This is a genomic window from Actinokineospora guangxiensis (genome assembly GCF_042657845.1).
Classification (GTDB): Bacteria; Actinomycetota; Actinomycetes; order Mycobacteriales; family Pseudonocardiaceae; genus Actinokineospora; species Actinokineospora guangxiensis.
In genome coordinates, this window is record NZ_JBHSKF010000007.1 from 239,430 (window position 1) to 261,526 (window position 22,097).

The window sequence follows — 22,097 nt, forward strand, 5'->3', positions numbered from 1 at the left end:
GCCGGCCATCTCGCGCATGGCCAGGAAGCACGACCTCGCGGCCGTCGTCGCGGCGGGCGGCCAGGTGCGGCGCCAGGCAGGCGGGCAGCTCGACCCAGGACGGCACCGTGAAGGTCGGGGCGCGCTCGTCGGGGACCAGGTCGCCGCCGGGTCCGCGCAGCGCCAGGACCCTGGCCCCCTCGTGCTCGGCCCACCGCTCGGCGAACCCGCCGTAGCGCCCGTAGAGCGGGCCGCCCGCATGGCGCAGATCGCTCAGGATGTACGGACCCGAGAATCCTTCGATCCGATCCGAGAGATCGCCGAGGAGTTCCGCGAAGTGCGCGTCATCCGTCGGGTAGATGAGCTTGCCACTGCCCGACCGCTGGGCGTATTTCGCGCTGTTCGCCAGAAGGATGCCCCGGCTCCGCAGGCGCTTGAAAGTCACCTTGGCGGCGAAGCAGTATTCGGAGACAATGCCGAGGATGGTTTCCGCGTTGTCGAGCGTTGCGGATACGTGGATCTTCCAGCCTTGCTCGGGAGTAACCGCACCCATCAGGCCTGAGCAGGCGCCATGTCCCCAGTCCGCCCACCACCCGGTTTCCGGAAGAGCGACAACCGCCTCGCAGCCACCAGAGGAATCGGCGGCCACCCGCTGTTCGTCGAAGAACAGCGGATCGGCGAAACAGAACGCCGCATACCGAAGACCCATCGTAACCCTTCCCAGGTGACCTCGCCGCCGAATTCCCTCGATCCCGGCGCAAATCCCCTTCCAGCGGGACACATCCAATCCCCCATGCCACTCCGCATCACACCAATCCGCCCTTCCGGGGTCGCCTGCCATCCGATCGTGCGGCCGCGCGAAAGGATTACCGCGGAGTAACGCTTGCATTGCGTGGTGGAATTGGACGGCGAGATCACCCGAACGCCGCGCATACCCGCGGCCACCTGGAACAATCTTCAAAGTTAGGGCCGCTCACTTCCGGGTGACGCCGTCCACTCGCGCCACCGTCAGGACCAGGCTGCGGCGCGCGAGGGCCGACATGGCACCATCTGGCGAACGCGGGGGCCGGCGCCGGAGGGAGATTTCCATGCACGACCGGACCGAGCAGGTCGACGACCTCCACCTGGTCGCCCTGCCCAGCGCCATCGGGTGCGCGGACATGTTCGTGCGTTTCTCGCTCACCGAGTGGTCCCTGCGCGACCTCCGCGACCTGGCCGCCGAGACGATCCGCGCGCTCACCGGCGCCGTCGTCGCCGCCGCCGACCCCGACGCCCCCGGCATGATGACCGCGCGCGCCCGCCTCTCCGGCGGCGACCTGGTCATCGAGATCGAGCCGCCCGCGCCGATCCCGGCCCCCGCCGTGCCCGCGGGCGCGCGGGCGGGCGTGCTGGACATCGGCGGTGGTCGGACCATGTTGTGGGCGGCGATCGCGCTGCCGTCGGGGATGTCGGCCTCGGCCGTCCCGCTGCCGCGGCGCCAGCGCAGGCCGTCCTCGCAAACCGTGCGCGGCAACCCCCCGGACGAGCCGATCGGGGCGGATGCCGAGACCATGCAGCGCATCCTGTTCGGTCTGAACGGACGACGCGAAGGCGACCAGGGGTGATACCTGCACCCCAACCGGGGCGCGTCGGCCTAAGCTGATCGGGCACGGACGTCAAGGGACCCGTCCGGGCGATCGGGAGTTGAATTGAGCATGACCGAGTCGGACGAGCGGGTCGCGCCGACCCTGGAAGAGGTGGCGCGCGTCGCGGGCGTCTCCCGTTCCACGGTGTCGCGCGTCATCAACGACATGCCCGGGGTGAGCAAACGCGCCAAGGAAGCGGTCACCGAGGCGATCGCCACCCTGAAGTACGTGCCGAACCAGGCCGCGCGCAGCCTGGTCACCAGGCGCACCAACTCCATCGCGCTGGTGGTGTCCGAACAGGGCGATCGCGTCTTCGGCGACCCGTTCTTCGCGGGCGTGCTGCGCGGGGTGTCGGCCGGGATGGCCCAGCACCGGCAGCTGGTGCTGATGATGGGCCGCACCGACCAGGACGAGGCGGTCGCCAACTACCTGTGCGGCGGGCACGTCGACGGCGCGGTGGTGGTCAGCCTGCACGGCCACGACACGCTGCCCAAACGCCTGGCGCAGGCGGGGCTGCCGGTGGTCGTCGTCGGCAGGCCGCTGGGCGACATCGTCGTGCCGTACGTGGACTCCGACAACATGTCCGGCAGCCTGCAGGCGGCCCGGCACCTGGTCGAGCTCGGCCGCAAGCGCATCGCCACCATCGCGGGCCCGGAGGACATGGCCGTCGGCATCGACCGCCTCGTCGGCTGGCGGCGCGGCATGAGCGAGGCGGGCCGCAACCCCGACCTCGTCGTGCACAGCGACTTCACCGGCGCGGGCGGCGCCGCCGCGATGGCCGAGCTGCTCGACCGCGACCCCACGATCGACGGCGTCTTCGCCGCGGCCGACATCATCGCCGTCGGCGCCCTGCAGACCCTCGCCGACCGCGGCCGCCGCGTCCCCGACGACGTCGCCGTCGTCGGCCACGACGACTCCATCCTGGCGACCTCCACCACCCCCGCGCTGACGACCGTCCGCCAGTCGGTGGAGGAGCTGGGCCGCAGCGCGACCTGGCGCCTGCAGGCCCAGCTGGCGGGCGAGTCGCACCTGCCCCCGTCGGTCCTGCTGCCCACTGAGCTGGTCGTACGGGGCTCGACCTTAATTCGAACCTAAGATTCGTCACCCCCGGTAACGTGGGCTGGGTCTCATTCCGATGGAACCAAGTGACAGCTCCACCCATCCATCCTGAGACCGCAAAGTTCTCCACCACCCCGGGGGCACCCATGGACACCGCCGAACCGCACGAACTGACCGCCCGAACCCGCGCGATGCTGCGCGCCATCGCCGCGGGCCGAGGCACCCTCCGCTGTGGCCGCGAACCCCACCTCTACATCGACGGCGTCCCTTGCTGCGACCAGTTCAGCGCCCACGCCCTCATCCACGACGGCCTGGTGGCCACTCCCCCCGGCCCCACCGGCCAGTTCGTCCCCGCCACCCTCACCCCGGCGGGCTCGGCGGCCCTGGACCTGGCGACAGCCGCCGCCTGACCACCTCCGAACCGGCCCGGCAGGATTCTGCCGGGCCGTTTGCGTGCGCTCACGCTGGGTAGGCGGATGGGGTGGGCGAGGAGGGGCGGCCGTTCGGACCCCACCCACCCGACGTCACCACGGAACCCCTACTCGCCGAACAGCTCCCCCATCCCCAGATCCGCCCCCGCCGACCCCCACCACCCCGCCACCACCCAATCCCCCACCCCCGGAACGATCACCGAAACCCCCCTCCCCCGAACCAACGGAACAACCACCCGAACAGCCTCCACCACCATCCCACCCCCACCGACCTCCTCAGCCACCCGCCGAGCGACCCCGTCATCCACCCGCACCGCGTGCACCGGCAGATCAGCCACACACCCCAGTTCCCCCGCCCCCCGCCCGAACTCCGTCAACACCACCCGCACCCCCAGATCCGCCAACACCACCACGTTGTCCGCCACAGGCCCATCCGGAACCGCCGCCGCCCCCACCGGCATCCCGAGGTCAAGCCGCGACAGCTCCACCCCGCTCGACGCGCAGACGGCCCGCACCACAGCGACCAGATCGGCATCCGCGGCCAGGTCGGCGGTCAGCTCGACGTACAACCGCCCCTTCGACCCCACCCGCTCGGCGGCCCGCGACAGCATCCACCGTCCGACGCTCACCCCCATCCCGGTCTCGGCGAGCAGGTCCGCGCACATCCCAGCCGGGATCAGGCCCCGCGTCGGGCTGTTCCAGCGCAGCACCGCGCGCTCGGAGGTCCGGACACCATCGGCCAAACCGCACACCGGCTCCAAGTCCACGTCCAGTTCGCCGTTCTCCCACGCGCCCGGCAAGGCGGCGGCGAGGCTCCAGCGCGAGGAGCGGCGGGCGACTTCGGCCGCGTCGACCAGGCCCCACTGGCGTCGGCCCCTGGCCCGCAGCTCCCGGATGGTGATGTCGGTGGCCCGCAGCAGCTCCACGGGCGGTGTGCCCGCCGCCGGGCGCACGGCGACCGCGACCGAGGCCGACACCGCGATTCCCGTGCCGTCCACATAGGTCGGTTCCGCCAGTGCGTCGTTCACCTGCGCGGCGATGCGCGGGCCTGCGTCCGCCGGGCGCAGCAGAATGGCGAACTCGTGGTCGCCGAGGCGGGCGACGACGGCGTCGGTGTCCTCCACCAGCTCGACCACCCGGGAGGCGACGGAGGTCAGCAGCCGGTCGCCCGCGTGCCTGCCGAGGCCGTCGTTGACCACGGCGAAGTCCTCCAGGGCGAGGTGCACGACGGCGAAGTCGGCGCCCGCGCCGATCGCCTCCTCCAGCCTGCTGGTGAACGCCGAGCGGTTCGGCAGGCCGGTGAGCATGTCGTGGGTGCCCTGGTAGGTGATGCGGTGTTCGAGCAGGTGCAGGTCGGAGATGTCCTCGACCATCGTGACGTGGTGGTCGGGCAGGCCGTCGGCGTCGCGCAGCAGCGACACGGCGATGCGGGTCCACACGACGTCGCCGTCGGCGCGCAGCATGCGGGTGCGCTCGCGCAGCTCGCCGCCGCTGGTGGCCAGTTCGGCGTAGCGGCCGCGCAGGTAGGTGCGGTCCTCGGGGTGCAACAGGTCCTCGAAGCGCTTGCGGAACAGGGTGCCGCGCGGGTGGCCGAGGATCTCCTCGATCGCCTCGTTGGCCCGCGCCACGCCGCCGCCGGGGTCGGTGACGAGCATGCCGAGGGCGGAGGTGTCGAACAGCTCGGTGAAGCGCGCCTCGCTGGCCGCCAGGCTGCGCACGGCGTTGTCCTTGGCCCGGTGCAGGGCGGCGTGCAGGTTCTCCTGCTCGGAGAACAGCTGTGTGCGGGCGGCCTCGGCGAACCCGGCGGCCAGCTCGCCGAGGACGTGTCCGTCCACTCCGGGCAGCTCGGCCAGCAGGCCGATGGTGGTGCCGAGGCAGTCGGGGTGGCGGAAGCCCAGGGTGACGATGCCGCGGCCGACCTCGGCGGGCTGGGCGGCCAGCCGGGCGACGAGCGCCGCGAACTCCCGCTCCACCGCGGCGCGGTCGAGCGGGACGTAGGTGATGCGGGAGACGGCGGCTGCCCATCTGGCGGGCAGCTCAGCTCGATCCACGTCGACCGTCCATCGGGCGTCCTCGTCGGCAGACCATCCGGGAGGGGTATCACTCTGCACCCGATCGGGTACCCGGCGCCACCCCCGGCGCTCATCCCGAGGCGACCGCCACACCCGCGTAGAGGTTGGACCGGGCCGCGTCGGCGGCGTCCTCCTCGCGCTCGGGTCGCCACTGCGGGGTGTACACCAGGCCGGGCTCCACGAGGTCGAATCCGGTGAGCATGCGCAGGATCTCCCCGCGCGTGCGCGGGAAGATGGGGTCCTGGCTGTTGCGGAACACCTCGACGGCGCCCGCCATGCCCGCGGGCGCGTTATCCCAGGTGAACGCCGAGAGCGCCAAGTGGCTGCCAGGGGCGAGCAGCTCGCGGTAGCGGGCCACGAGCGCCCACGGGTCGTCGTCGTCGGGGATGAACTGGACGACGCCGACCATCAGCAGGCCCAGCGGCCGGTCGAAGTCGATCAGCTCCCTGGTGCGCGGCGAGGCGACGATCCTCTCCGGGTCGCGCATGTCGGCCTGCAGGGCCGAGGCGCGCGGGTTGGACTCCAGCAGCAGTTCGCTGTGCGCGATGGCGACGGGCTCGTAGTCGACGTACAGGACGCGCGCGTCCGGGTTGGCGTCCTGGGCGATCTCGTGGACGTTGCCGACGGTCGGGATGCCGGAGCCGAGGTCGAGGAACTGGTCGATGCCCTGTTCGACCAGGTACAGCACGGCCCTGCGCAGGAAGGCGCGGTTGAGCCTGGCCATGTCCCGCGCGGGCACGACCTTGACCAGCTTGTCGGCCAGCGCCCGGTCACCGGGGAAGTTGTGCCCGCCGCCGAGCAGGTAGTCGTACACCCGCGCGGCGCTGGGAAGTTCGGTGTTGACGCCCTCGGGGACCCAGCTCGCGGTCTCGCCCACCACACACCTCAATCGCCGGGGATGATCCATAAAGCCTACTGAGACCGCCTGTCATCCATTCGGGTCATCCTTTCCGCAGTCGTCTTCTACTCAGTGTCGCCGCCGGAGGTCGCCGTCAGCCCGGCGATGTGGTCGGGGTGCACCGGGGCGTGGGTGAGGGCGCGGCCGGTCGCCGCCCGGATCGCGGCGACGACGGCGGGCGTGGCCGAGATGGTCGGCGGCTCGCCGACGCCGCGCAGCCCGTAGGGCGCGTGCGGGTCGGCGAGTTCGAGGACGTCGACGGTCATCGGCGGCATGTCCAGGATCGTCGGGATCAGGTAGTCGGTGAACGACGGGTTGCGCACCTTCCCGTCCACCACCTGGATCTCCTCCATCACCGCCAGCCCCAGCCCCTGGGCGGTGCCGCCCTGGATCTGCCCGACGACGGCCTGCGGGTTCATCGCCTTGCCGACGTCCTGCGCGCACGCCAGCTCCACCACCCGCACCAGGCCCAGTTCGGTGTCGACGTCGACGACGGCCCGGTGCGCGGCGAAGGCGTACTGCACGTGCGCGACGCCCTGCCCGGTGACCGGGTCCAGCGGGTGGGTCGGCCGGTGCCGCCACTCCACGGTGTGCTCGACGGGCCCGGTGAGCACGTCGGCCAGGTCCGCGACCGGCTCGCCGTCCACAGTGGTCAGCTTGCCGCCGTGCAGCGCCGCCGCTCCCGCCACCCTGCCCAGCACGTCGGCGCGCACCCGCTCGCACGCGGCCTTGACCGCGCCCCCGGTGACGTAGCTCTGCCGCGACGCCGAACTCGACCCCGCGCTGCCCACGGAGGTGTCGGCGGGCACCACGGTCACCTGCCGCACCCCCAGCTCGGTGCGCACGATCTGGGCCTGCAGGGTCACCAGCCCCTGGCCGACCTCGGCGGCGGCGGTGTGCACGCTGGCCACCGGCTCCCCGCCGACCATCTCCAGCCGCACGCGCGCCGTCGAGTAGTCGTCGAAGCCCTCGGAGAAGGCGACGTTCTTGATGCCGACCCCGTAGCCCACGCCGCGCACCACGCCCTCACCGCGCGTGGTGCCCGCGACACCGCCCGGCCGCTCCCTCGGGTCGTCGGCGGCGGGTGCGGGCATCGGCTTGCCGCGCACCCGGCCCAGCAGCTCGGCCACCGGGGCCGCGGAGTCGATGACCTGGCCCGTCGGCATCACCGAGCCCTCGGAGACGGCGTTGCGCACCCGGATCTCCACCGGGTCGACGCCGATGCGCTCGGCGAGGCGGTCCATCTGCGACTCGTAGGCGAAGCACGCCTGCACCGCGCCGAAACCGCGCATCGCGCCGCACGGCGGGTTGTTGGTGTACATGCCGTAGGCGTCGATGTGCGCGTTCGGCACCTCGTAGGGGCCGACGCCGAGCGTGGCGGCGTTGGCCACCACCGCGCCGGTGGACGAGGCGTAGGCGCCGCCGTCGAGCAGGATGCGGGCCTTGACGTAGACCAGCCTGCCGTCCTCGGTCGCGCCGTGCTCGTAGCGCATGCGGGCGGGATGGCGGTGCACGTGGCCGAAGAAGGACTCCTCGCGGCCGTAGACCATCTTCACCGGCTTGCCGGTGCGCAGCGCGAGCATGCTGGCGTGGACCTGCATCGACAGGTCCTCGCGCGCGCCGAACGCGCCGCCGACCCCGCCGAGGGTGATGCGCACCTTCTCCTCGGGCAGCCCGAGCGCGGCGGCGACCTGGGTCCGGTCGACGTGCAGCCACTGGGTGGCGACGAAGAGGTCGACGCCGCCGTCCTCAGCGGGCACGGCCAGACCGGACTCGGGTCCGAGGAACGCCTGGTCCTGCATGCCGACGGTGTACTCCCCGACGACCACCACCGGCGCGGTCGGCTCGACGCCGTCGGCGTAGGCGCCGTGGCGGATCGGGACGTGCCGCAGCAGGTTGGACCCGTGCTCGGCGTGCAGGGCGGTCGCGGTGAAGGCGGCCTCGGGGTCGGTGATCGGGTCGAGGACCTCGTACTCCACGCGCACGGCCGCGGCGGCCCGGCGCGCGGTCTCCGGGTGGTCGGCGGCCACGATGGCGATGGGCTCGCCCTGGTAGCGGATGAGACCATCGGAGAGCACGGGCTGGTCGGCGTGTTCGAGGCCGTAGCGGTTGCCGCCGGGCACGTCCTCGTGGGTGAGGACGACACCGGCGATCTTCACGGCCTCGGTCAGGTCCATCCGGACAATGCGGGCGTGCGGATGCGGACTGCGGACCGTGGCCCCCCAGAGCATGCCGTCGGCCCACAGGTCGGAGGAGTAGGCGAACTCCCCGCGCACCTTCAACACCCCGTCAGGGCGCACAGGACTGGTTCCCACCCCAGAATCAACGGAGGAGGCGGTCTGGGTGCTGGCGGTGCTGGCGGTGCTGGCGGTGCTGGCGGTGCTGGTCATCGGACAGACCTCCGACTGCTCTGCTGGACGTGGCGTGGCCCACCGGTCTCGCCGTACACGCGTCGTGATCGGAGGAGACCGGCTAACCTGCATTCGAGTGAACCGGACCGGGGGCCATGACTGACCTCATCATCGCGATCGCACTGTGCGTCGCGGTCGCGATCGTCTACGCGACCGCCGCGCTGATTCAGGCTGGGTACGCCCACCTGACCATTCGCGAGTGCACGCGTGTTCCGCTGTGGTGGGTGGCCCAGCTGCTCAACGTCGCGGGCGCGGGCCTGCACGTCGTCTCGCTGGGCTTCGGTCCGCTGTCGCTGATCCAGCCGCTGGGCGTGCTCACCCTGGTCATCGCCATGGTGTTCAGCGCGACCAGGGCGCGGCGGAGGATGACCCGCCTGGAGACGATCGGCCTGGTGTCCACCGTGGCCGGTCTGACGGGCCTGGCGATGCTCATCACCACCGGCGGCACCCCCGACACCCTCAGCACCGGCGAGCTGACCGGCCTGCTGCTGGGCGGCGTCGTGCTGGTCGGCCTGCTCGCGGCGAAGGGCGCCATGGCGGGCTCCTCGGCGCTGTGGGAGGCCGCGGCGGGCGGCATCGCCTACGCGATCTGCTCGGCGCTGTGCCAGACGTTCGTCGTCGGCCTGCAGACCACCGGGCTGAGCGTGCTGGTCACCCCGTTCATGCTGGTCGCGATCCTGGCCATCGGCGCCTTCGCGGTCGGCGGCACCGTGTTCACCCAGCGCTCCTACCGCGACGGCCTGGCCGCCCCGCTGGCGGTGACCAACCTGGTCAACCCGGCCAGCGCCACCGGCATCGGCGTGGTCTTCCTCGGCGAGTCCGTGGCCACCACGCCCACCGAGATCGTGCTGGCCGTCGTCTGCGGCGCGCTCGCCGCCTACGGCGTCACCTCGCTGGCCAAGGCCCGCGAGGCCGAGCCGGTCCTGCAGCGCGCCTGACACGGCCGCTACCCGATCAATCCCGCTTTGCGGGCCAGGCGCGTGCTCGCGCCCGCCAGCGCGGTGGCGATGTCGTCCTCGGCCGCCTTGCACAGCCGGTCGTCCTCGACCACCGGGTGCCCGCCGACGAACAGCGCGCTCAGCGGCGGCAGCGCCCCCAGCACCAGCGCGGCGACCGGGTCGGCGATGCCCGCGTGCTCGATGCCGGTGAGGTCCCACAGCGCCAGGTCGGCCAGCTTGCCCGGCTCGATCGAGCCGATCTCGCCCGCCCTGCCCAGGCACTGCGCCCCGCCCATGGTGGCCAGCCGCAGCGCCTGGCGGACGTCCAGGGAGCCCGCTCCGCCGCGCAGCCGGGCCAGGTAGGCGGCCTGGCGCATCTCGACGCCGAGACCGCCGTCCTCGTTGGACGCCGCGCCGTCGGCGCCGAGGCCGACCGGGGCCCCGGCCGCGATGAGGTCGGCGACCCTGGCGGTGCCCGCGCCGAGACGGGCGTTGGACGTCGGGCAGTGCGCGACCCCGGTCCGGGTGCGGCCCAGCGTCCGCACCGCGTCGTCGGCCAGGTGGATGCCGTGCGCGAGCCACACGTCCGGGCCGGTCCAGCCGGTGCGCTCGGCGTACTGCACGGGCGTGCAGCCGTACTCCTCGAGGCACTGGCGCTCTTCGTCCAGGGTCTCGGCCAGGTGGGTGTGCAGGCGCACGCCGCTCGCGCGGGCCAGCTCGGCGCAGCCGGTCATCAGCTCGGCGCTGACCGAGAACGGCGAGCACGGCCCGACGGCCACCCGGACGTCGGCCTCCGGGGCCGGGTCGTGGTAGCGCTCGATGGCCGCCTGGGTGCCCGCGATCGCGCCGTCGGTGGTCTCCACCAGCGAGTCCGGCGGCAGGCCGCCGTGGGAGATGCCGCGGTCCATCGACCCGCGCACGGCGTGCAGGCGCAGTCCGACGTCCCCGGCCGCCCGCACGACGGCGCCGAGCAGGTCGGGGCCCTCGGGGAAGATGTAGTGGTGGTCGGCCGCGGTCGTGCAGCCGGTGCGGGCGAGCCTGGCCAGGCCCGCGGTCGCGGCGGCCTGGGTGATCTCCTCGTCCAGCCCGGCCCACACCGGGTAGAGGGTGACCAGCCAGGTGAACAGGTCGGCCTGCTGCGCCAGGCCGCGCGTGGCCCACTGGTAGAGGTGGTGGTGGGTGTTGACCAGGCCGGGGGTGAGCAGGCGTCCGCGCGCGTCGATGCGCCGGTCGGCGGGCAGGTCCGGGGCCTGCCCGGGGCCGACCTGGGCGATCAGCCCGTCCTCCACCACGACGTGCCCGGTGGCGTGCTCGGTGCCTGCCGCGTCCACCGTGGCCACCGCGGCGCCGTCGATGATCAGCCGCACGGCTCAGCCCCTCGCACGGGAGGCGGCCAGCCGGACCGCTTCCATGATCTTCTCGTACCCGGTGCAGCGGCACAGGTTGCCCGCCAGCGCCTCGCGGATGTCGGCGTCGGCCGGGTCGGGGTCGCGGCGCAGCAGGTCGTGCGCGGCGACGATCAGGCCGGGCGTGCAGAAGCCGCACTGCACCGCCCCGGTCTCCAGGAACGCCTGCTGCACGCCGTCGAGCTCGTCCCCGCTCCCGAGCCCCTCGACGGTGCGCACCACCCGGTCCTGCACCTGGCCAGCGGCGACCAGGCAGGCGCACACGGCGACGTCGTCCAGGTACACCGTGCACGAGCCGCATTCGCCCTGCTCGCAAGCGTTCTTGCTGCCGGGCAGGCCCAACCGCTCGCGCAGCACGTAGAGCAGGCTCTCGCCCTCCCAGACATCGTCGGCGATCCGCTCCTCGCCGTTGACCTCGACCCTCACGCGCATCCCGGCCACCTCCCGCCCCGGTGCTCGGCCCACGCCCAGCCCAGGGTCCGCTTGCCCAGCACGCCCAGGGCGTGGCGCCGGTAGGCGGCGCTGCCCCGGACGTCATCGATCGGCCGCGCGGCGGCGGCCACCAGCTCGCCGAAGCGCCGCGCGGCGGCCTCCGGCAGGTCGGCGTCCCAGTCCAGCGACGCCGCGAACTCCTCGGCCTCGACCGCGCGCAGCGGGGTCGGCCCGGCCGAGCCGATGCCGGTCCCGACCGTGCGCGCGGAGACGTCGAGTGCCAGGCCGAAGGAGCACACCGCGATGACCATCGCGTTGCGGGTGCCGACCTTGGCGAACTGCTGGGGCCCTCGCGGCCGGGGCACGCCCACCGACACCACCAGCTCGTCCGGCGCGAGCACGGACTTCTTGGGGCCGGTGAAGAACTCCCGCGCCGCCACCTCGCGCTCGCCGGAGACCGAGGCGATGCGCACGGTGGAGCCGTCGGCCAGCAGCGGCGGGTGCGCGTCGCCCGCGGGCGAGGCCGAGCCGAGGTTCCCGCCGACGGAGCCGCGATTGCGGATCTGCGGCGACCCGACCGTGCGGGCGGCCGCGGCCAGGCCGGGCGCGCGCTCGGCCAGCTCGGTGATGATGCGCGCGTACGGCAGCGCCGCGCCGATCCGCGTCCCGCCCGCCTCATCGTCCCATGTGGACAGTTCGGGCACCGCGGACAGGTCCAGCAGCGCGGCGGGCCTGCGCTTGTCGAAGTTCAGCTCCACCATGACGTCGGTGCCGCCCGCGATGGGCACCGCGTCGGGCCGCTCGGCCTTGGCGGCCAGCGCTTCGGCGAGGGAGGTCGGCCTGAGGAAGTCCACGCTCACCACCACGCCAATCCGGGCTCGGGCGCGCCGGGCCTGCGCACGGCGCCCTCGATCAGGCCGTACGGGCGGTCGGCGGCGAAGAACACCTCGCCGGGGTTGTCCAGGCCGAAGGGTTGCAGGTCGACCAGGAAGTGGTGCCGGTTCGGCAGCGACAGCCGCACCTCGGCGATCGACGACGAGGCCTCCAGCACCTTCTGGCCCATCGCGTACAGGGTCTGCTGCAGCGAAAGGCTGTGGGTGGCGGCGAACGCGCCGATGAGCGCGGCCCGCGCCGCCGTGGCCGAGGTGCCCCAGTCGGTGGGCTCGGCGTGGCGCCACCGCGCGCTGACGGCGGTGGCGAGGATGCGGTCGGAGGTCTCCTGCAGCGTCGTGTACTCGTCGCGGTGGAAACCGTGGAACTCCGAGCCGGTGGTGTTGAGCAGCACGAGGTCGCCGACCCCGGAGACGACCCACTCCCCGTCGGCCGACGCGGAGACCGTGGTCGAGCGGGTGCCCGCCCCCTTGGCGAAGGAGTGCCCGCCGACACGGTCCCAGCTGTGCTCATCGATGTGCACCCTGGCCCGGTCGATGGTGGGCGTGGTGTCCACGAAGTGCCGGGCCAGCCGCAGCGCGAAGTCCTCGATCTGGCCGACCCCGTCGCGGGCGAAGGCGTAGACGACGTTCTTCTGCGTGTCCGTCGGCAGCACGCCCGCGTTGTCGCCGGTCAGGTGCGTGGCGGCGAGGTCGCCTGCGAGGGTGGTGGTCACCGTCAGGTCGGTCAGCCGGTGCTGCGGGCCGTCCCGGTCGACGCGCACCAGCCGCACCTCGGCCTTGCCGTACTGGTTGTCCCCGAGTTCCATCAGCTCCCCCGGTAGGTCGTGTAGCCGAACGGGCTCAGCAGCAGCGGCACGTGGTGGTGGCGGTCGTCGGCGACGCGGAACTCGATGGTCGCCGCCGGGTAGAAGGCGTCCTCGCCCAGGTAGGCGGCGATGTCGAAGACCAGCCGGTGGATGCCGGGCTCGGCGGTCCAGCCCGCGACGCGGCCGTCGGCGTCGGTCGCGCCCGCCGCGACCGGCACCCAGTCGGCGCCGGCGCGGCGCTCGTGGCGGACCGGCACCCCGACCGCAGGAGCGCCGCGCGCGGTGTCGAGGACGTGCGTGGAGAGACTCACCCGATCATCCTGTCGCCGCTTTCGCCAGGCGCAAGTCCGCGATCTTGCCCAGCTCCTCGCGGACGACCTCGCGCTCGTCGTCGATGTCGTTGCCCATGCGCGCCCGCAGGGCGTCGAGGACCTGCTCGGTGGACAGGCCGGTGGCGCAGATCAGGAACACGTGGCCGAAGCGGCGCTCGTACTCGGCGTTGCCCGCGCGCAGCCGCTCGCGCAGGGCCTCGTCACCGGTGGCGGCGGCGGACTGCTCCTGGCGCGACCAGCCCGCCTCGGTGCCCGTCCCCTCGGCGCGCTCGCCGATCCTCGGGTGCGCCGACATCGCCTCGACCAGGTCTGGCCAGGCCAGACTGTCGAAGACGGCCGCCGAGCGCGCGCGCAGGGCGTCGTCATCGGTGTAGGGCCTGCCCGCGACGAGCGCCGACGCCCACTTCTGCGAGGCGCAGCACGCCAGCAGGGCGGCTGAGGCCTCCACCCCGTCCGCGGCGTTGAACCGCGCCATGAACCCGGACATCGGCACAGTCAACACCCACACGCGCCCCTCGTGCCACAAGAACCGGAGAACGGCCGGGTCTCAGGCGCTGGGGGTGAAGACCGGGGTGACCCAGTAGTGGCTGGCGTCGTAAACCTGGTGGGGGAACTGGCCCCCGGCGCCGAAGACGCCCGGGGTGCCCCCGTGCGGGTCGTAGGAGAAGTGGAACTGGGGCATGACCGGCGCGGCCGGGTTCTCCTCCTGCTCGGTCCAGACACCTGCCTTCGCCCGGTACAACGCGCCCGCCGGAACCGTGTAGGAGACGGTGTACTCGGTGTAGGAGTCGATCAGCACCGGGGCGGGGAGGGTGAAGGTCACGACGCCGGTGGCCGGGTCCTCGGAGGCCTGCGTGCTCCTGGCGAGCAGGAACGCCTCGGGGGTCAGGTACGGGCGCACCGGGATGGGCTCCCACAGCCTGGCCTGCATGCCGGGGTGCACACCGGCTCCGGCGCTCACCCGCACGGCGGAGACGTAGCCGGGCCGGTCGGTGAAGAACCGCAGGCCCAGTTCGCGGTCGACGGTCTCCCAGTAGGCGGGCGGCTCCTCGCCGTCGTGCGCCGCGAGCGCGCACGGGCAGGCCACGGGCGGGGTCTGCCCCGTCGTCACCTTCAGGTGCAGCAGGACGTCCGCGGCCTGCCCGCCGTCATCGAGGTTGACGCGGTAGCGGATGACCATCGGGCCGACGTCCGCGGCGCCGGGGGTGAAGGTGTGACTCCAGTCCGTCTCGCCCGCGCCCGCCACGACCACGAAGCTGGTGGGGTGGTGCAGGGACAGCTCGGTGAACTTCACCCCGGAGGTGGCGGTGCCCCGGGAGTGCCCGGTGATCGTCACCGGCTGCCCGGCGACCACCTCGGTGCCGGACGGGAGGTCGCTCCAGGCGCCCACCGCGCTCTGCGCCGCCGCTGGGGGCGCCATGAGCGGTAGCAGCGCCATCGCCGCCAGCGGTACCAACCACTTTCGCATCGCCACTCCTCCGGGAACCGACCGGTGCTCCATGGCGCTGTGCGCCCACATCGGAGTCGGCTGGGAAGTTCGGAGTGTTACGACGGTGAGTGGCGGTGAGGTTACGCTGGGCGCGCGAGCACGCGCCCAGCGTCGACCCGATCAGCCGAATGAGCCGCCCTGCTCGGCCTTCTCCACCAAGGACGACGGCGGCAGGAACCGGTCGCCGTAGCGCTCGGCCAGCTCCCGTGTCCTGGCGACGAAACCGGCGAGGCCGCCCTCGTAGCCCTCGATGTACTGGATGACGCCGCCGGTCCAGGGCGGGAAGCCGATGCCGAAGATCGAGCCGATGTTGGCGTCCGGCACCGAGGTCAGCACGCCCTCGTCGAAGCACTTGACGGTTTCCAGCGCCTCGGCGAACAGCATCCGCTCGACCATGTCCTGGAAGGGGATGTCGGCCGTGCCCACCGGGAACGCGTCGGTCAGCCCCGGCCAGAGCCCGGTGCGCTTGCCCTCGTCGTCGTACTCGTAGAAGCCCGCGCCCGAGGAGCGGCCCTTGCGGTCGAACTCATCGATCATCCGGTCGATGACGGCCTCGGCCGGGTGCTCCGGCCAGTCGATGCCCTGCGCCTCGACCGCGGCCCTGGTCTCCTGCCGGATCTTGCGCGGCAGGGTCAGGGTCAGCTCGTCCAGCAGCTGCAGCGGCGGCGCGGGGTACCCGGCCTGCGAGCCCGCCTGCTCCACCGACGGCGCGGGCACGCCCTCGGCCAGCAGCGCGACGGCCTCGTTGATGAAGGTGCCGATGACCCGGCTGGTGAAGAAGCCGCGGCTGTCGTTGACGACGATCGGGGTCTTCTTGATCTGCAGCGCGTAGTCGAAGGCCTTGGCCAGCGCGACCTGCGAGGTCTGCTCGCCGACGACGATCTCCAGCAGCGGCATCTTGTCGACCGGGGAGAAGAAGTGCAGGCCGATGAAGTCCTCGCGGCGCTGCACGCCCTCGGCCAGGCCGGTGATGGGCAGCGTGGAGGTGTTGGAGCCCAGCAGCGCGTCCGGGGCGACGAGCGACTCGACCTCGCCGAAGACCTTCTTCTTCAGCTCCGGGGACTCGAACACGGCCTCGACCACCAGGTCGACGCCCGCGACGTCCTCCGCCTTGCCGGTCGGGGTGATGCGGGCCAGGACCTCGTCGGCCTTCTCCCGGGTGATCTTGCCGCGGCCGACGGCCTTGTCCAGGATCTTCGCCGAGTACGCCTTGCCCTTCTCGGCCGCCTCCAGCGTCACGTCCTTGAGCACGACCTCGATGCCGTTGCGGGCGCTGACGTAGGCGATGCCCGCGCCCATCATCCCGGCGCCGAGCACCGCGACCCGCTTGGCCTGGTGCTGGGGGATGCCGTCGGGGCGGGACAGGCCCTTGTTGATGGCCTGCAGGTCGAAGAAGAACGCCTTGGTCATGTTCTTCGAGACCTGGCCGGTGACCAGGTCCACGAAGTACTGGGTCTCGATCCTGGTCGCGGTCTCCAGGTCGACCTGCGCGCCCTCGATCGCGGCGGCGAGGATGTTGCGCGGGGCGGGCATCGGCGCGCCCTTGAGCTGCTTGCGCAGGTTCGCCGGGAAGGCGGGCAGGTTCGCGGCGAACTTCGGGTTCGACGGGGTGCCGCCGGGGATCTTGAAGCCCTTGACGTCCCAGGGCTGCACGGCCTCGGGGTTGGCCTTGATCCACGCCTTCGCGGCGGCGATCAGCTCATCGGGGGTGTCGACCAGCTCGTCCACCAGGCCCAGTTCCCTGGCCTTGGCGGGCTTGTGCCGCTGGCCCTGGAGCAGGACGTTGAGCAGCGCGGACTGGATGCCCAGCAGCCGCACGGTGCGCGCGACGCCGCCACCGCCGGGCAGCAGGCCGAGGGTGACCTCGGGCAGGCCGATCTCGCTGCCCCGCACGTCCTGGGCGACGCGGTGGTGGCAGGCCAGCGCGATCTCGTAGCCGCCGCCGAGCGCGGCGCCGTTGATGGCGGCCACGACCGGCCTGCCCAGCTGCTCCAGCCTGCGGAAGTCGGCCTTCATCGCGTTGACGCGCTCGGTGAACTCCGCGGCGTCGGCGCGGGTGGCCTTGCTCATCAGCTTGAGGTCGCCACCGGCGAAGAACGTCTTCTTGGCCGAGGTGACCACCACGCCGGTGATCGAGTCCTTCTCGGCCTCCAGGCGCTCGACCGTGGCGGTCAGCGAGGTGCGGAAGGTGTCGTTCATCGTGTTCGCGGACTGGCCGGGGTCGTCCATCGTGAGCGTGACGATGCCGTCGGCGTCGGCGTCCCAGCGGAACATGTTCTCAGTCATCTGTCCTGGCCTCAGACTCGCTCGATGATGGTCGCGACGCCCATGCCGCCGCCGATGCACAGGGTCACGAGCGCGCGGCGCTCGCCGCGGCGCTCCAGCTCGTCCAGCACGGTGCCGAGGATCATCGCGCCGGTCGCGCCGAGCGGGTGGCCCATGGCGATGGCCCCGCCGTTGACGTTGATCTTCTCGTGCGGGATGTCCAGGTCCTTCATGAACTTCAGGACCACCGCGGCGAAGGCCTCGTTCAGCTCCCAGAGGTCGATGTCGTCCTTGGTGAGCCCGGCCAGGCGCAGCGCCTTCTGCGCGGCCGGGGTCGGGCCGGTGAGCATGATGGTCGGCTCGGCGCCGGTCACCGCGGCGGAGACGACGCGTCCGCGCGGGGTCAGCCCGGCGGCCTGGCCCGCGGCCTCGGTGCCCAGCAGCACCAGGGCGGCGCCGTCGACGATGCCCGAGGAGTTCGCGGCGGTGTGCACGTGCTCGATGCGCTCGACCTGGTGGTACTTCTGCAGCGCGACGGCGTCGAAGCCGCCCATCTCGCCGATGCCGGCGAAGCTGGGCGCCAGCTTGCCCAGGCTCTCGGTCGTGGAGCCGGGGCGCATGTGCTCGTCGTGGTCGAGCAGGCTCACCCCGTTGCGGTCGCGCACCGGGACGACCGACTTGGTGAAGTAGCCGCCCTCCCAGGCGCGGGCGGCGCGGTTCTGCGACTCGACGGCGTAGGCGTCGACGTCGTCGCGGGAGAAGCCCTCGATGGTGGCGATCAGGTCGGCGCTGATGCCCTGCGGGACGAAGTGCGAGTCGTAGTTGGTCTCCGGGTCCAGGAACCACGCGCCGCCGTCGGAACCCATCGGCACCCGCGACATCGACTCGACGCCACCGGCGATGACCAGCTGGTTCCAGCCCGCGCGCACCTTCTCCGCGGCGGTGTTGACCGCTTCCAGGCCCGAGGCGCAGAAGCGGTTGAGCTGCACGCCGGCGACCGTGTCCGGCAGGCCCGCGGCGATGGCGGCGGTGCGGGAGATGACCGCGCCCTGGTCGCCGACCGGGGAGACCACGCCGAGGACGATGTCGTCGATGGTGGCCGGGTCGAGTTCGGGGTGGCGGGCCCTGAGTTCGCCGATGAGCCCGGTGACCAGGCTGATCGGCTTGACGCCGTGCAGCGACCCGTTCTTCTTGCCGCGCCCGCGCGGCGTGCGGATCGCCTCGTAGATGAAGGCTTCGGTGCTCACGCCCGACCGGTCCTCTCCTGCGGGGACTTCGCTAATGACGATTAACATTCTGGCGCAGATCCGCTGGTTGTCAACGGTGGGGGCCCACGCCTACGGTGTAACTCACGCTCACTCGGAGGTGACGGTGACCGCCGACACGACCCGGTCGGCCCGCAGGCCCCGCGACCGCAAGGCGCAGCTGGCCACCGCGGCGGCCGACCTGTTCCGCAAGCGCGGCTACCACGCGGTGGGCGTCAACGACATCGCCGCCGCGGTCGGCATCACCGGGCCGGGCATGTACCGGCACTTCCAGAACAAGCAGGCCGTGCTCGGGTACGTGCTGCTCACCGGCGTCGACCGGCTCGCGACCCGGCTCAACGGCGTGCTGGCGGGCTTCAGCGACCCGGCCTCGGGGCTGCGGCCGCTGCTGCTGGAGGCGGCCGAGACCTCCATCGAGCACCGCGACCTGACGGCGCTGTGGCGCTGGCAGGGCAGGCACCTGCACCAGGCCGACCAGAAGGAGCTGATCCGGCGGACCGGCGTGCTGCTGGCGGGCTGGCAGTCCGGCCTGCGGGCACTGCGGCCCGAGCTGTCCGACGGCGACGCGATGCTGCTGTGCTTCGCGGCGCTGAGCGTCTACGGCAGCGTCGGCGACCACCACGCCGCACCCGCGCGCGCCCGCTTCGCCGAGCTGCTGGCCGACCTGGCCGAGTCGGTGGTGCGCTGCGCGGGCGTGCCCGCCCCCGGCGGATCGGCCCGCCCGCGCCCGGCCCCGGCGGCGAGCAGGCGCGAGGAGCTGCTGTCCGCGGCCACCCGGCTGTTCCGCGACCACGGCTTCCACGCCGTGAGCATGGAGGACATCGGCGCGGCGGCGGGCATCGCGGGTCCGAGCATCTACCGCCACTTCGCGGGCAAGTCCGACATCCTGCTGGCCGCGGGCAGGCGCATGGCGGACCGCCTCGCGCTGGGCCTGGCCGACTGCACCACCGCGGCCACCTCGCCCCGCGACGCCCTGCACCGCCTTGCCCGTTCCTATGTAGACACCGTTCTGCGCTCGGACGATCTGATCGCGGTGTACGCCAACGAGATCGGCAACCTGCCCGAGCGCGACGCCAAGGAGCTGCGCAGGCTCCAGCGCGCCTACGTCGCCGAGTGGGCGCGCCTGCTGCGCGAGCAGAACCCGGCCCTTAACGACGCCGAGGCCCGCGTGGTCGTCCAGGCCGCCCTCACGGTGGTCAACGACCTGCCCCGCACCCGCGGCATCACCGACCGCCCCGGCCTCGCCGACGAGCTGACCGCCCTGGCTGTCTGCCTGCTGGACCGCTGACCGAGAACGCCGATCGCAAACGAGAACACTGTTCTTGACCGTGCCACCGCCGATGCGGCACACTCGGTGCCGTTCGAGAACAGTGTTCTCTGTTTCCGAGAGGGTGGCCCATGGACACCGACCCGTCCCGGCGCCGGGACCTGGCGGGCCGCGGCCTGATGGCCGTCAACTCCGCACTGACCTTCGCGGTCTTCGTCAACGGACTGTCCGTGATGGCGGGCGCCGACGAGGACCGGCTGATGGTCGAGGGCTGGCGAACCTTCGGCTTCCTGGTCTTCAGCGCGATGTGGGCGATGCTCGCCCACCACCCGCGCCGCTCCCCGGCCATCTGGGAACTGGTGATCTTCCACAAGGTCGCCGCCACGGTGCTCGCGCTGACCCTCTTGCACACCCAGGAAGGCCTGGTCGCGGCCGTCGCCGACTCGTGGGTCGCGCTGTCCACAATCCTCGCCTACATCCTCTGCCGAGGGTGGCGTTCGTGGCAGATTGTACGCGCACACGCGGCGGCCTGAGCGCCAGATGTAGGGTTGCGCAATGGTCACCCCACGGCAATCCGCGCGCGAGCAGATGATGCGCGACATCGTGCGTGTCGGCCGCGAACACCTCAACGAGGTGCTCCCGGCCGAGCTGTCGCTGCGAGCCGTAGCGCGCGATCTCGGCGTGGTGCCCTCGGCGCTCTACCGCTACGTGCGCGACCGTGAGGCGCTCATCACACTGCTGATCGTCGACGCCTACGACGAGCTCGCCGACGAGGTCGACGCCGCGATCGCCGCGGCCGCCCGCAAGGCCTACCGGGCCCGCCTGGAGGCCGCGGTGCTGGCCGCGCGGTCCTGGGCGATCCGCGAGCCGTCGCGGTTCGCGCTGCTCTACGGCACCCCCGTCCCCGGCTACTCCGCACCCGGCGACCTGACCTCGGGGCCCGGGACGCGGGTCGTCCTCGCGCTGGGCACCCTCGCCGAGGACGCCTGGCAGGCGGGCAAGCTCAGGAAGGTCGTCACCACGCTGCCCAGAGCCGTGCGCGCGGACATGGAGCGGCTGCGCCGGGAGTACGAGCTGGACATGCCCGCCGAGAACGTCGCCCGCGTCTACGGCCTGTGGTCAGCGGTCTTCGGCGCGATCCTGTTCGACAACTTCGGCCAGTACGGCGAGGGCTCGCTCACCGACCGAGAGGGCTTCCTGCGCGTGCACGTGGCGGGCTTGGCCGAGACCATCGGCCTGTGACGCGTCCGACCGCCCACTGAGGACACCAGTGCACCATGGTGAAAATGTCGCCCATTCGGGGGTAGCGTTCGTTACTTGGCAACAGCAAGGGTGAGGTGTCCGAACCCAGCACCGACGGGAGCGGGGCGTGGAATCGACCGAAACCCTTGTCGTCGGCGGCGGCCTCGTCGGGCTGGCCTCGGCGTGGCACCTGGCCCGCGCGGGCAGGCGGGTCACCGTCCTGGCGCCCCAGCACCCCGGCACGGCGAGCACCGCGGCGGCGGGCATGCTCACCCCGGGCTGCGAGTGGAACGGCTGGCTGCCGCGGCACTTCCTGGAGCTGCTGGTCGCCGGGCGCGACTACTACCCGGAGTTCCTCGCCGCCCTGACCGGCGGCGATGACGCCGACGGCTACCGGGTGGGCTACCGCACCACCGACTTCCTGTACCTCGACTCACGCGAGCGCGACGAGCAGATGGAGCGCCACCACGCCGCGCTGAGCGCGGCCGGGCTGGACGTCACCCACCTCGACCTGCGCGAAACCCTGCGCCACGAGCCCGGCCTCAACCTCGACCCCGTCCGGGGCTCGCTGCGCATCCGCGGCGACGCCGTCGTCGACCCGCGCGCCGTGCTCGGCGAGCTGCGCGCGCGGCTGGCCGACGTCCTCGTGCCCGACGGGGTCGCCGACATCACCGACCACGGCGACCGCTTCACCGTGCGCACGGCGGGCGGGCGCGAACTGGCCGCCGAGCGCCTCGTGCTGGCCGCCGGGGCGTGGACGCAGGAAGTGGCGGGCCTGCTGGGCGTCGACGTGCCCGTGGCGCCGATCCGGGGGCAGATCGTGGAGCTGCGCGGTGCGCCCGGCGCTGTGCGCACCGTGCTGTACATCGCCACCGGCGCGTGCGGCAGCGTCGTGGAGCGCTACCCGGGCACGTACGTGGTGGGCACCAGTGAGGAGGGGACATCGGCCACCGTGGCGAACACCCCCGCCGTCGTGGCCGCCGTGCTCTCCCGGGTGTCGTCGCTGGTGCCCGCGCTCAGCACGATGTCGATCACGGACATGTGGTCGGGGTTCCGGCCGACCACCCCCGACGAGATGCCGGTCATCGGCGCGGTCGACGGCGGGCGGATCGTGCTCGCCACCGGCCACTACCGCAACGGCGTGCTGATGGGCCCGGTGACCGGTCGGCTGGTGTGCGACCTGGTCACCGGCGCGGCGCCCGCGCTGGACCTGGACCCCTACCGCCCTGACCGGTCGTTCGGCAAGCAGTACCGCCTGGCCGCCCGCTACTGAACCCCGCACGCTGC

General features: G+C 72.5%; 20 protein-coding genes and 1 pseudogene. 8 read left to right on the forward strand and 13 right to left on the reverse strand.

The window, feature by feature from the left end; all coding sequences use genetic code 11:
- Positions 1-106: 106 nt before the first annotated feature.
- Positions 107-868 (reverse strand): annotated as a pseudogene (locus ACFPM7_RS30390) (class III lanthionine synthetase LanKC N-terminal domain-containing protein); the annotation flags it as partial.
- A gap of 199 nt (positions 869-1,067) precedes the next feature.
- Between ACFPM7_RS30390 and ACFPM7_RS17050 the strand changes: the two are divergent.
- The 3 genes from ACFPM7_RS17050 to ACFPM7_RS17060 all read left to right on the forward strand — a co-directional run bounded on the left by ACFPM7_RS17050 (position 1,068) and on the right by ACFPM7_RS17060 (position 3,073).
- Entirely contained in the window at positions 1,068-1,583 is a 516-nt protein-coding gene (locus tag ACFPM7_RS17050) for an ATP-binding protein (RefSeq protein ID WP_378248609.1), read from the forward strand.
- Positions 1,584-1,673: 90 nt separating this feature from the next.
- On the forward strand, positions 1,674-2,699 hold the full coding sequence (locus tag ACFPM7_RS17055; RefSeq protein ID WP_378248610.1) for a LacI family DNA-binding transcriptional regulator: 1,026 nt from the start codon (positions 1,674-1,676) through the stop codon (positions 2,697-2,699).
- A 110-nt stretch (positions 2,700-2,809) separates the two neighbouring features.
- Positions 2,810-3,073: a hypothetical protein gene (locus ACFPM7_RS17060; RefSeq protein WP_378248611.1), complete on the forward strand. Its 264-nt coding sequence runs from the start codon at positions 2,810-2,812 to the stop codon at positions 3,071-3,073.
- Positions 3,074-3,201: 128 nt separating this feature from the next.
- Here the strand turns inward: ACFPM7_RS17060 and ACFPM7_RS17065 are convergent, their stop codons facing one another.
- The 3 genes from ACFPM7_RS17065 to pucD all read right to left on the reverse strand — a co-directional run bounded on the left by ACFPM7_RS17065 (position 3,202) and on the right by pucD (position 8,454).
- The gene (locus ACFPM7_RS17065) at positions 3,202-5,145 is read right to left on the reverse strand and encodes a diguanylate cyclase domain-containing protein (RefSeq protein ID WP_378248612.1); all 1,944 of its coding nucleotides are present in this window, start codon (positions 5,143-5,145) and stop codon (positions 3,202-3,204) included.
- 91 nt (positions 5,146-5,236) lie between these two features.
- Complete coding sequence (locus ACFPM7_RS17070) at positions 5,237-6,043, reverse strand: SAM-dependent methyltransferase (RefSeq protein WP_378248613.1); 807 nt, start codon at positions 6,041-6,043, stop codon at positions 5,237-5,239.
- 86 nt (positions 6,044-6,129) lie between these two features.
- Entirely contained in the window at positions 6,130-8,454 is a 2,325-nt protein-coding gene (gene pucD, locus ACFPM7_RS17075; RefSeq protein ID WP_378248614.1) for a xanthine dehydrogenase subunit D, read from the reverse strand.
- Positions 8,455-8,570: 116 nt separating this feature from the next.
- Here pucD and ACFPM7_RS17080 point away from each other — a divergent pair, with 116 nt between their 5' ends.
- A complete protein-coding gene (locus tag ACFPM7_RS17080; RefSeq protein WP_378248615.1) occupies positions 8,571-9,413 on the forward strand; it encodes a DMT family transporter in 843 nt (280 codons plus the stop codon).
- A gap of 8 nt (positions 9,414-9,421) precedes the next feature.
- Here the strand turns inward: ACFPM7_RS17080 and ACFPM7_RS17085 are convergent, their stop codons facing one another.
- The 9 genes from ACFPM7_RS17085 to ACFPM7_RS17125 form a co-directional block, all read right to left on the reverse strand.
- A complete protein-coding gene (locus ACFPM7_RS17085; RefSeq protein WP_378248616.1) occupies positions 9,422-10,780 on the reverse strand; it encodes an 8-oxoguanine deaminase in 1,359 nt (452 codons plus the stop codon).
- Positions 10,781-10,783: 3 nt separating this feature from the next.
- Entirely contained in the window at positions 10,784-11,251 is a 468-nt protein-coding gene (locus ACFPM7_RS17090) for a (2Fe-2S)-binding protein (protein ID WP_378248617.1), read from the reverse strand.
- A complete protein-coding gene (locus ACFPM7_RS17095; protein WP_378248618.1) occupies positions 11,242-12,105 on the reverse strand; it encodes an FAD binding domain-containing protein in 864 nt (287 codons plus the stop codon). The genes ACFPM7_RS17090 and ACFPM7_RS17095 overlap by 10 nt, the downstream gene beginning before the upstream one ends.
- Positions 12,106-12,107: 2 nt before the next feature.
- The gene (pucL, locus tag ACFPM7_RS17100; protein ID WP_378248619.1) at positions 12,108-12,950 is read right to left on the reverse strand and encodes a factor-independent urate hydroxylase; all 843 of its coding nucleotides are present in this window, start codon (positions 12,948-12,950) and stop codon (positions 12,108-12,110) included.
- Positions 12,950-13,261 (reverse strand): hydroxyisourate hydrolase, encoded by a 312-nt coding sequence (gene uraH, locus ACFPM7_RS17105; protein WP_378248620.1) that lies wholly within the window; start codon positions 13,259-13,261, stop codon positions 12,950-12,952. Before uraH ends, pucL begins: the two co-directional genes overlap by 1 nt.
- Before the next feature lie 4 nt (positions 13,262-13,265).
- Positions 13,266-13,769 (reverse strand): 2-oxo-4-hydroxy-4-carboxy-5-ureidoimidazoline decarboxylase, encoded by a 504-nt coding sequence (uraD, locus tag ACFPM7_RS17110; protein WP_378248621.1) that lies wholly within the window; start codon positions 13,767-13,769, stop codon positions 13,266-13,268.
- Positions 13,770-13,829: 60 nt separating this feature from the next.
- Positions 13,830-14,750, reverse strand: a complete 921-nt coding sequence (locus ACFPM7_RS17115) for a DUF4082 domain-containing protein (protein ID WP_378248622.1) — start codon at positions 14,748-14,750, stop codon at positions 13,830-13,832.
- 141 nt (positions 14,751-14,891) lie between these two features.
- Complete coding sequence (locus tag ACFPM7_RS17120) at positions 14,892-17,057, reverse strand: 3-hydroxyacyl-CoA dehydrogenase NAD-binding domain-containing protein (RefSeq protein WP_378248623.1); 2,166 nt, start codon at positions 17,055-17,057, stop codon at positions 14,892-14,894.
- 11 nt (positions 17,058-17,068) lie between these two features.
- Positions 17,069-18,283 (reverse strand): acetyl-CoA C-acetyltransferase, encoded by a 1,215-nt coding sequence (locus ACFPM7_RS17125; RefSeq protein WP_378248624.1) that lies wholly within the window; start codon positions 18,281-18,283, stop codon positions 17,069-17,071.
- Positions 18,284-18,407: 124 nt separating this feature from the next.
- Between ACFPM7_RS17125 and ACFPM7_RS17130 the strand changes: the two genes are divergently transcribed.
- From ACFPM7_RS17130 to ACFPM7_RS17145, 4 genes are all read left to right on the forward strand, one after another.
- The gene (locus ACFPM7_RS17130) at positions 18,408-19,589 is read left to right on the forward strand and encodes a TetR/AcrR family transcriptional regulator (RefSeq protein ID WP_378248625.1); all 1,182 of its coding nucleotides are present in this window, start codon (positions 18,408-18,410) and stop codon (positions 19,587-19,589) included.
- A 110-nt stretch (positions 19,590-19,699) separates the two neighbouring features.
- On the forward strand, positions 19,700-20,101 hold the full coding sequence (locus ACFPM7_RS17135; protein ID WP_378248626.1) for a hypothetical protein: 402 nt from the start codon (positions 19,700-19,702) through the stop codon (positions 20,099-20,101).
- A 22-nt stretch (positions 20,102-20,123) separates the two neighbouring features.
- Complete coding sequence (locus ACFPM7_RS17140) at positions 20,124-20,810, forward strand: TetR/AcrR family transcriptional regulator (protein ID WP_378248627.1); 687 nt, start codon at positions 20,124-20,126, stop codon at positions 20,808-20,810.
- Between the two features lie 127 nt (positions 20,811-20,937).
- The gene (locus ACFPM7_RS17145) at positions 20,938-22,083 is read left to right on the forward strand and encodes an NAD(P)/FAD-dependent oxidoreductase (RefSeq protein WP_378248628.1); all 1,146 of its coding nucleotides are present in this window, start codon (positions 20,938-20,940) and stop codon (positions 22,081-22,083) included.
- Positions 22,084-22,097: the final 14 nt, after the last annotated feature.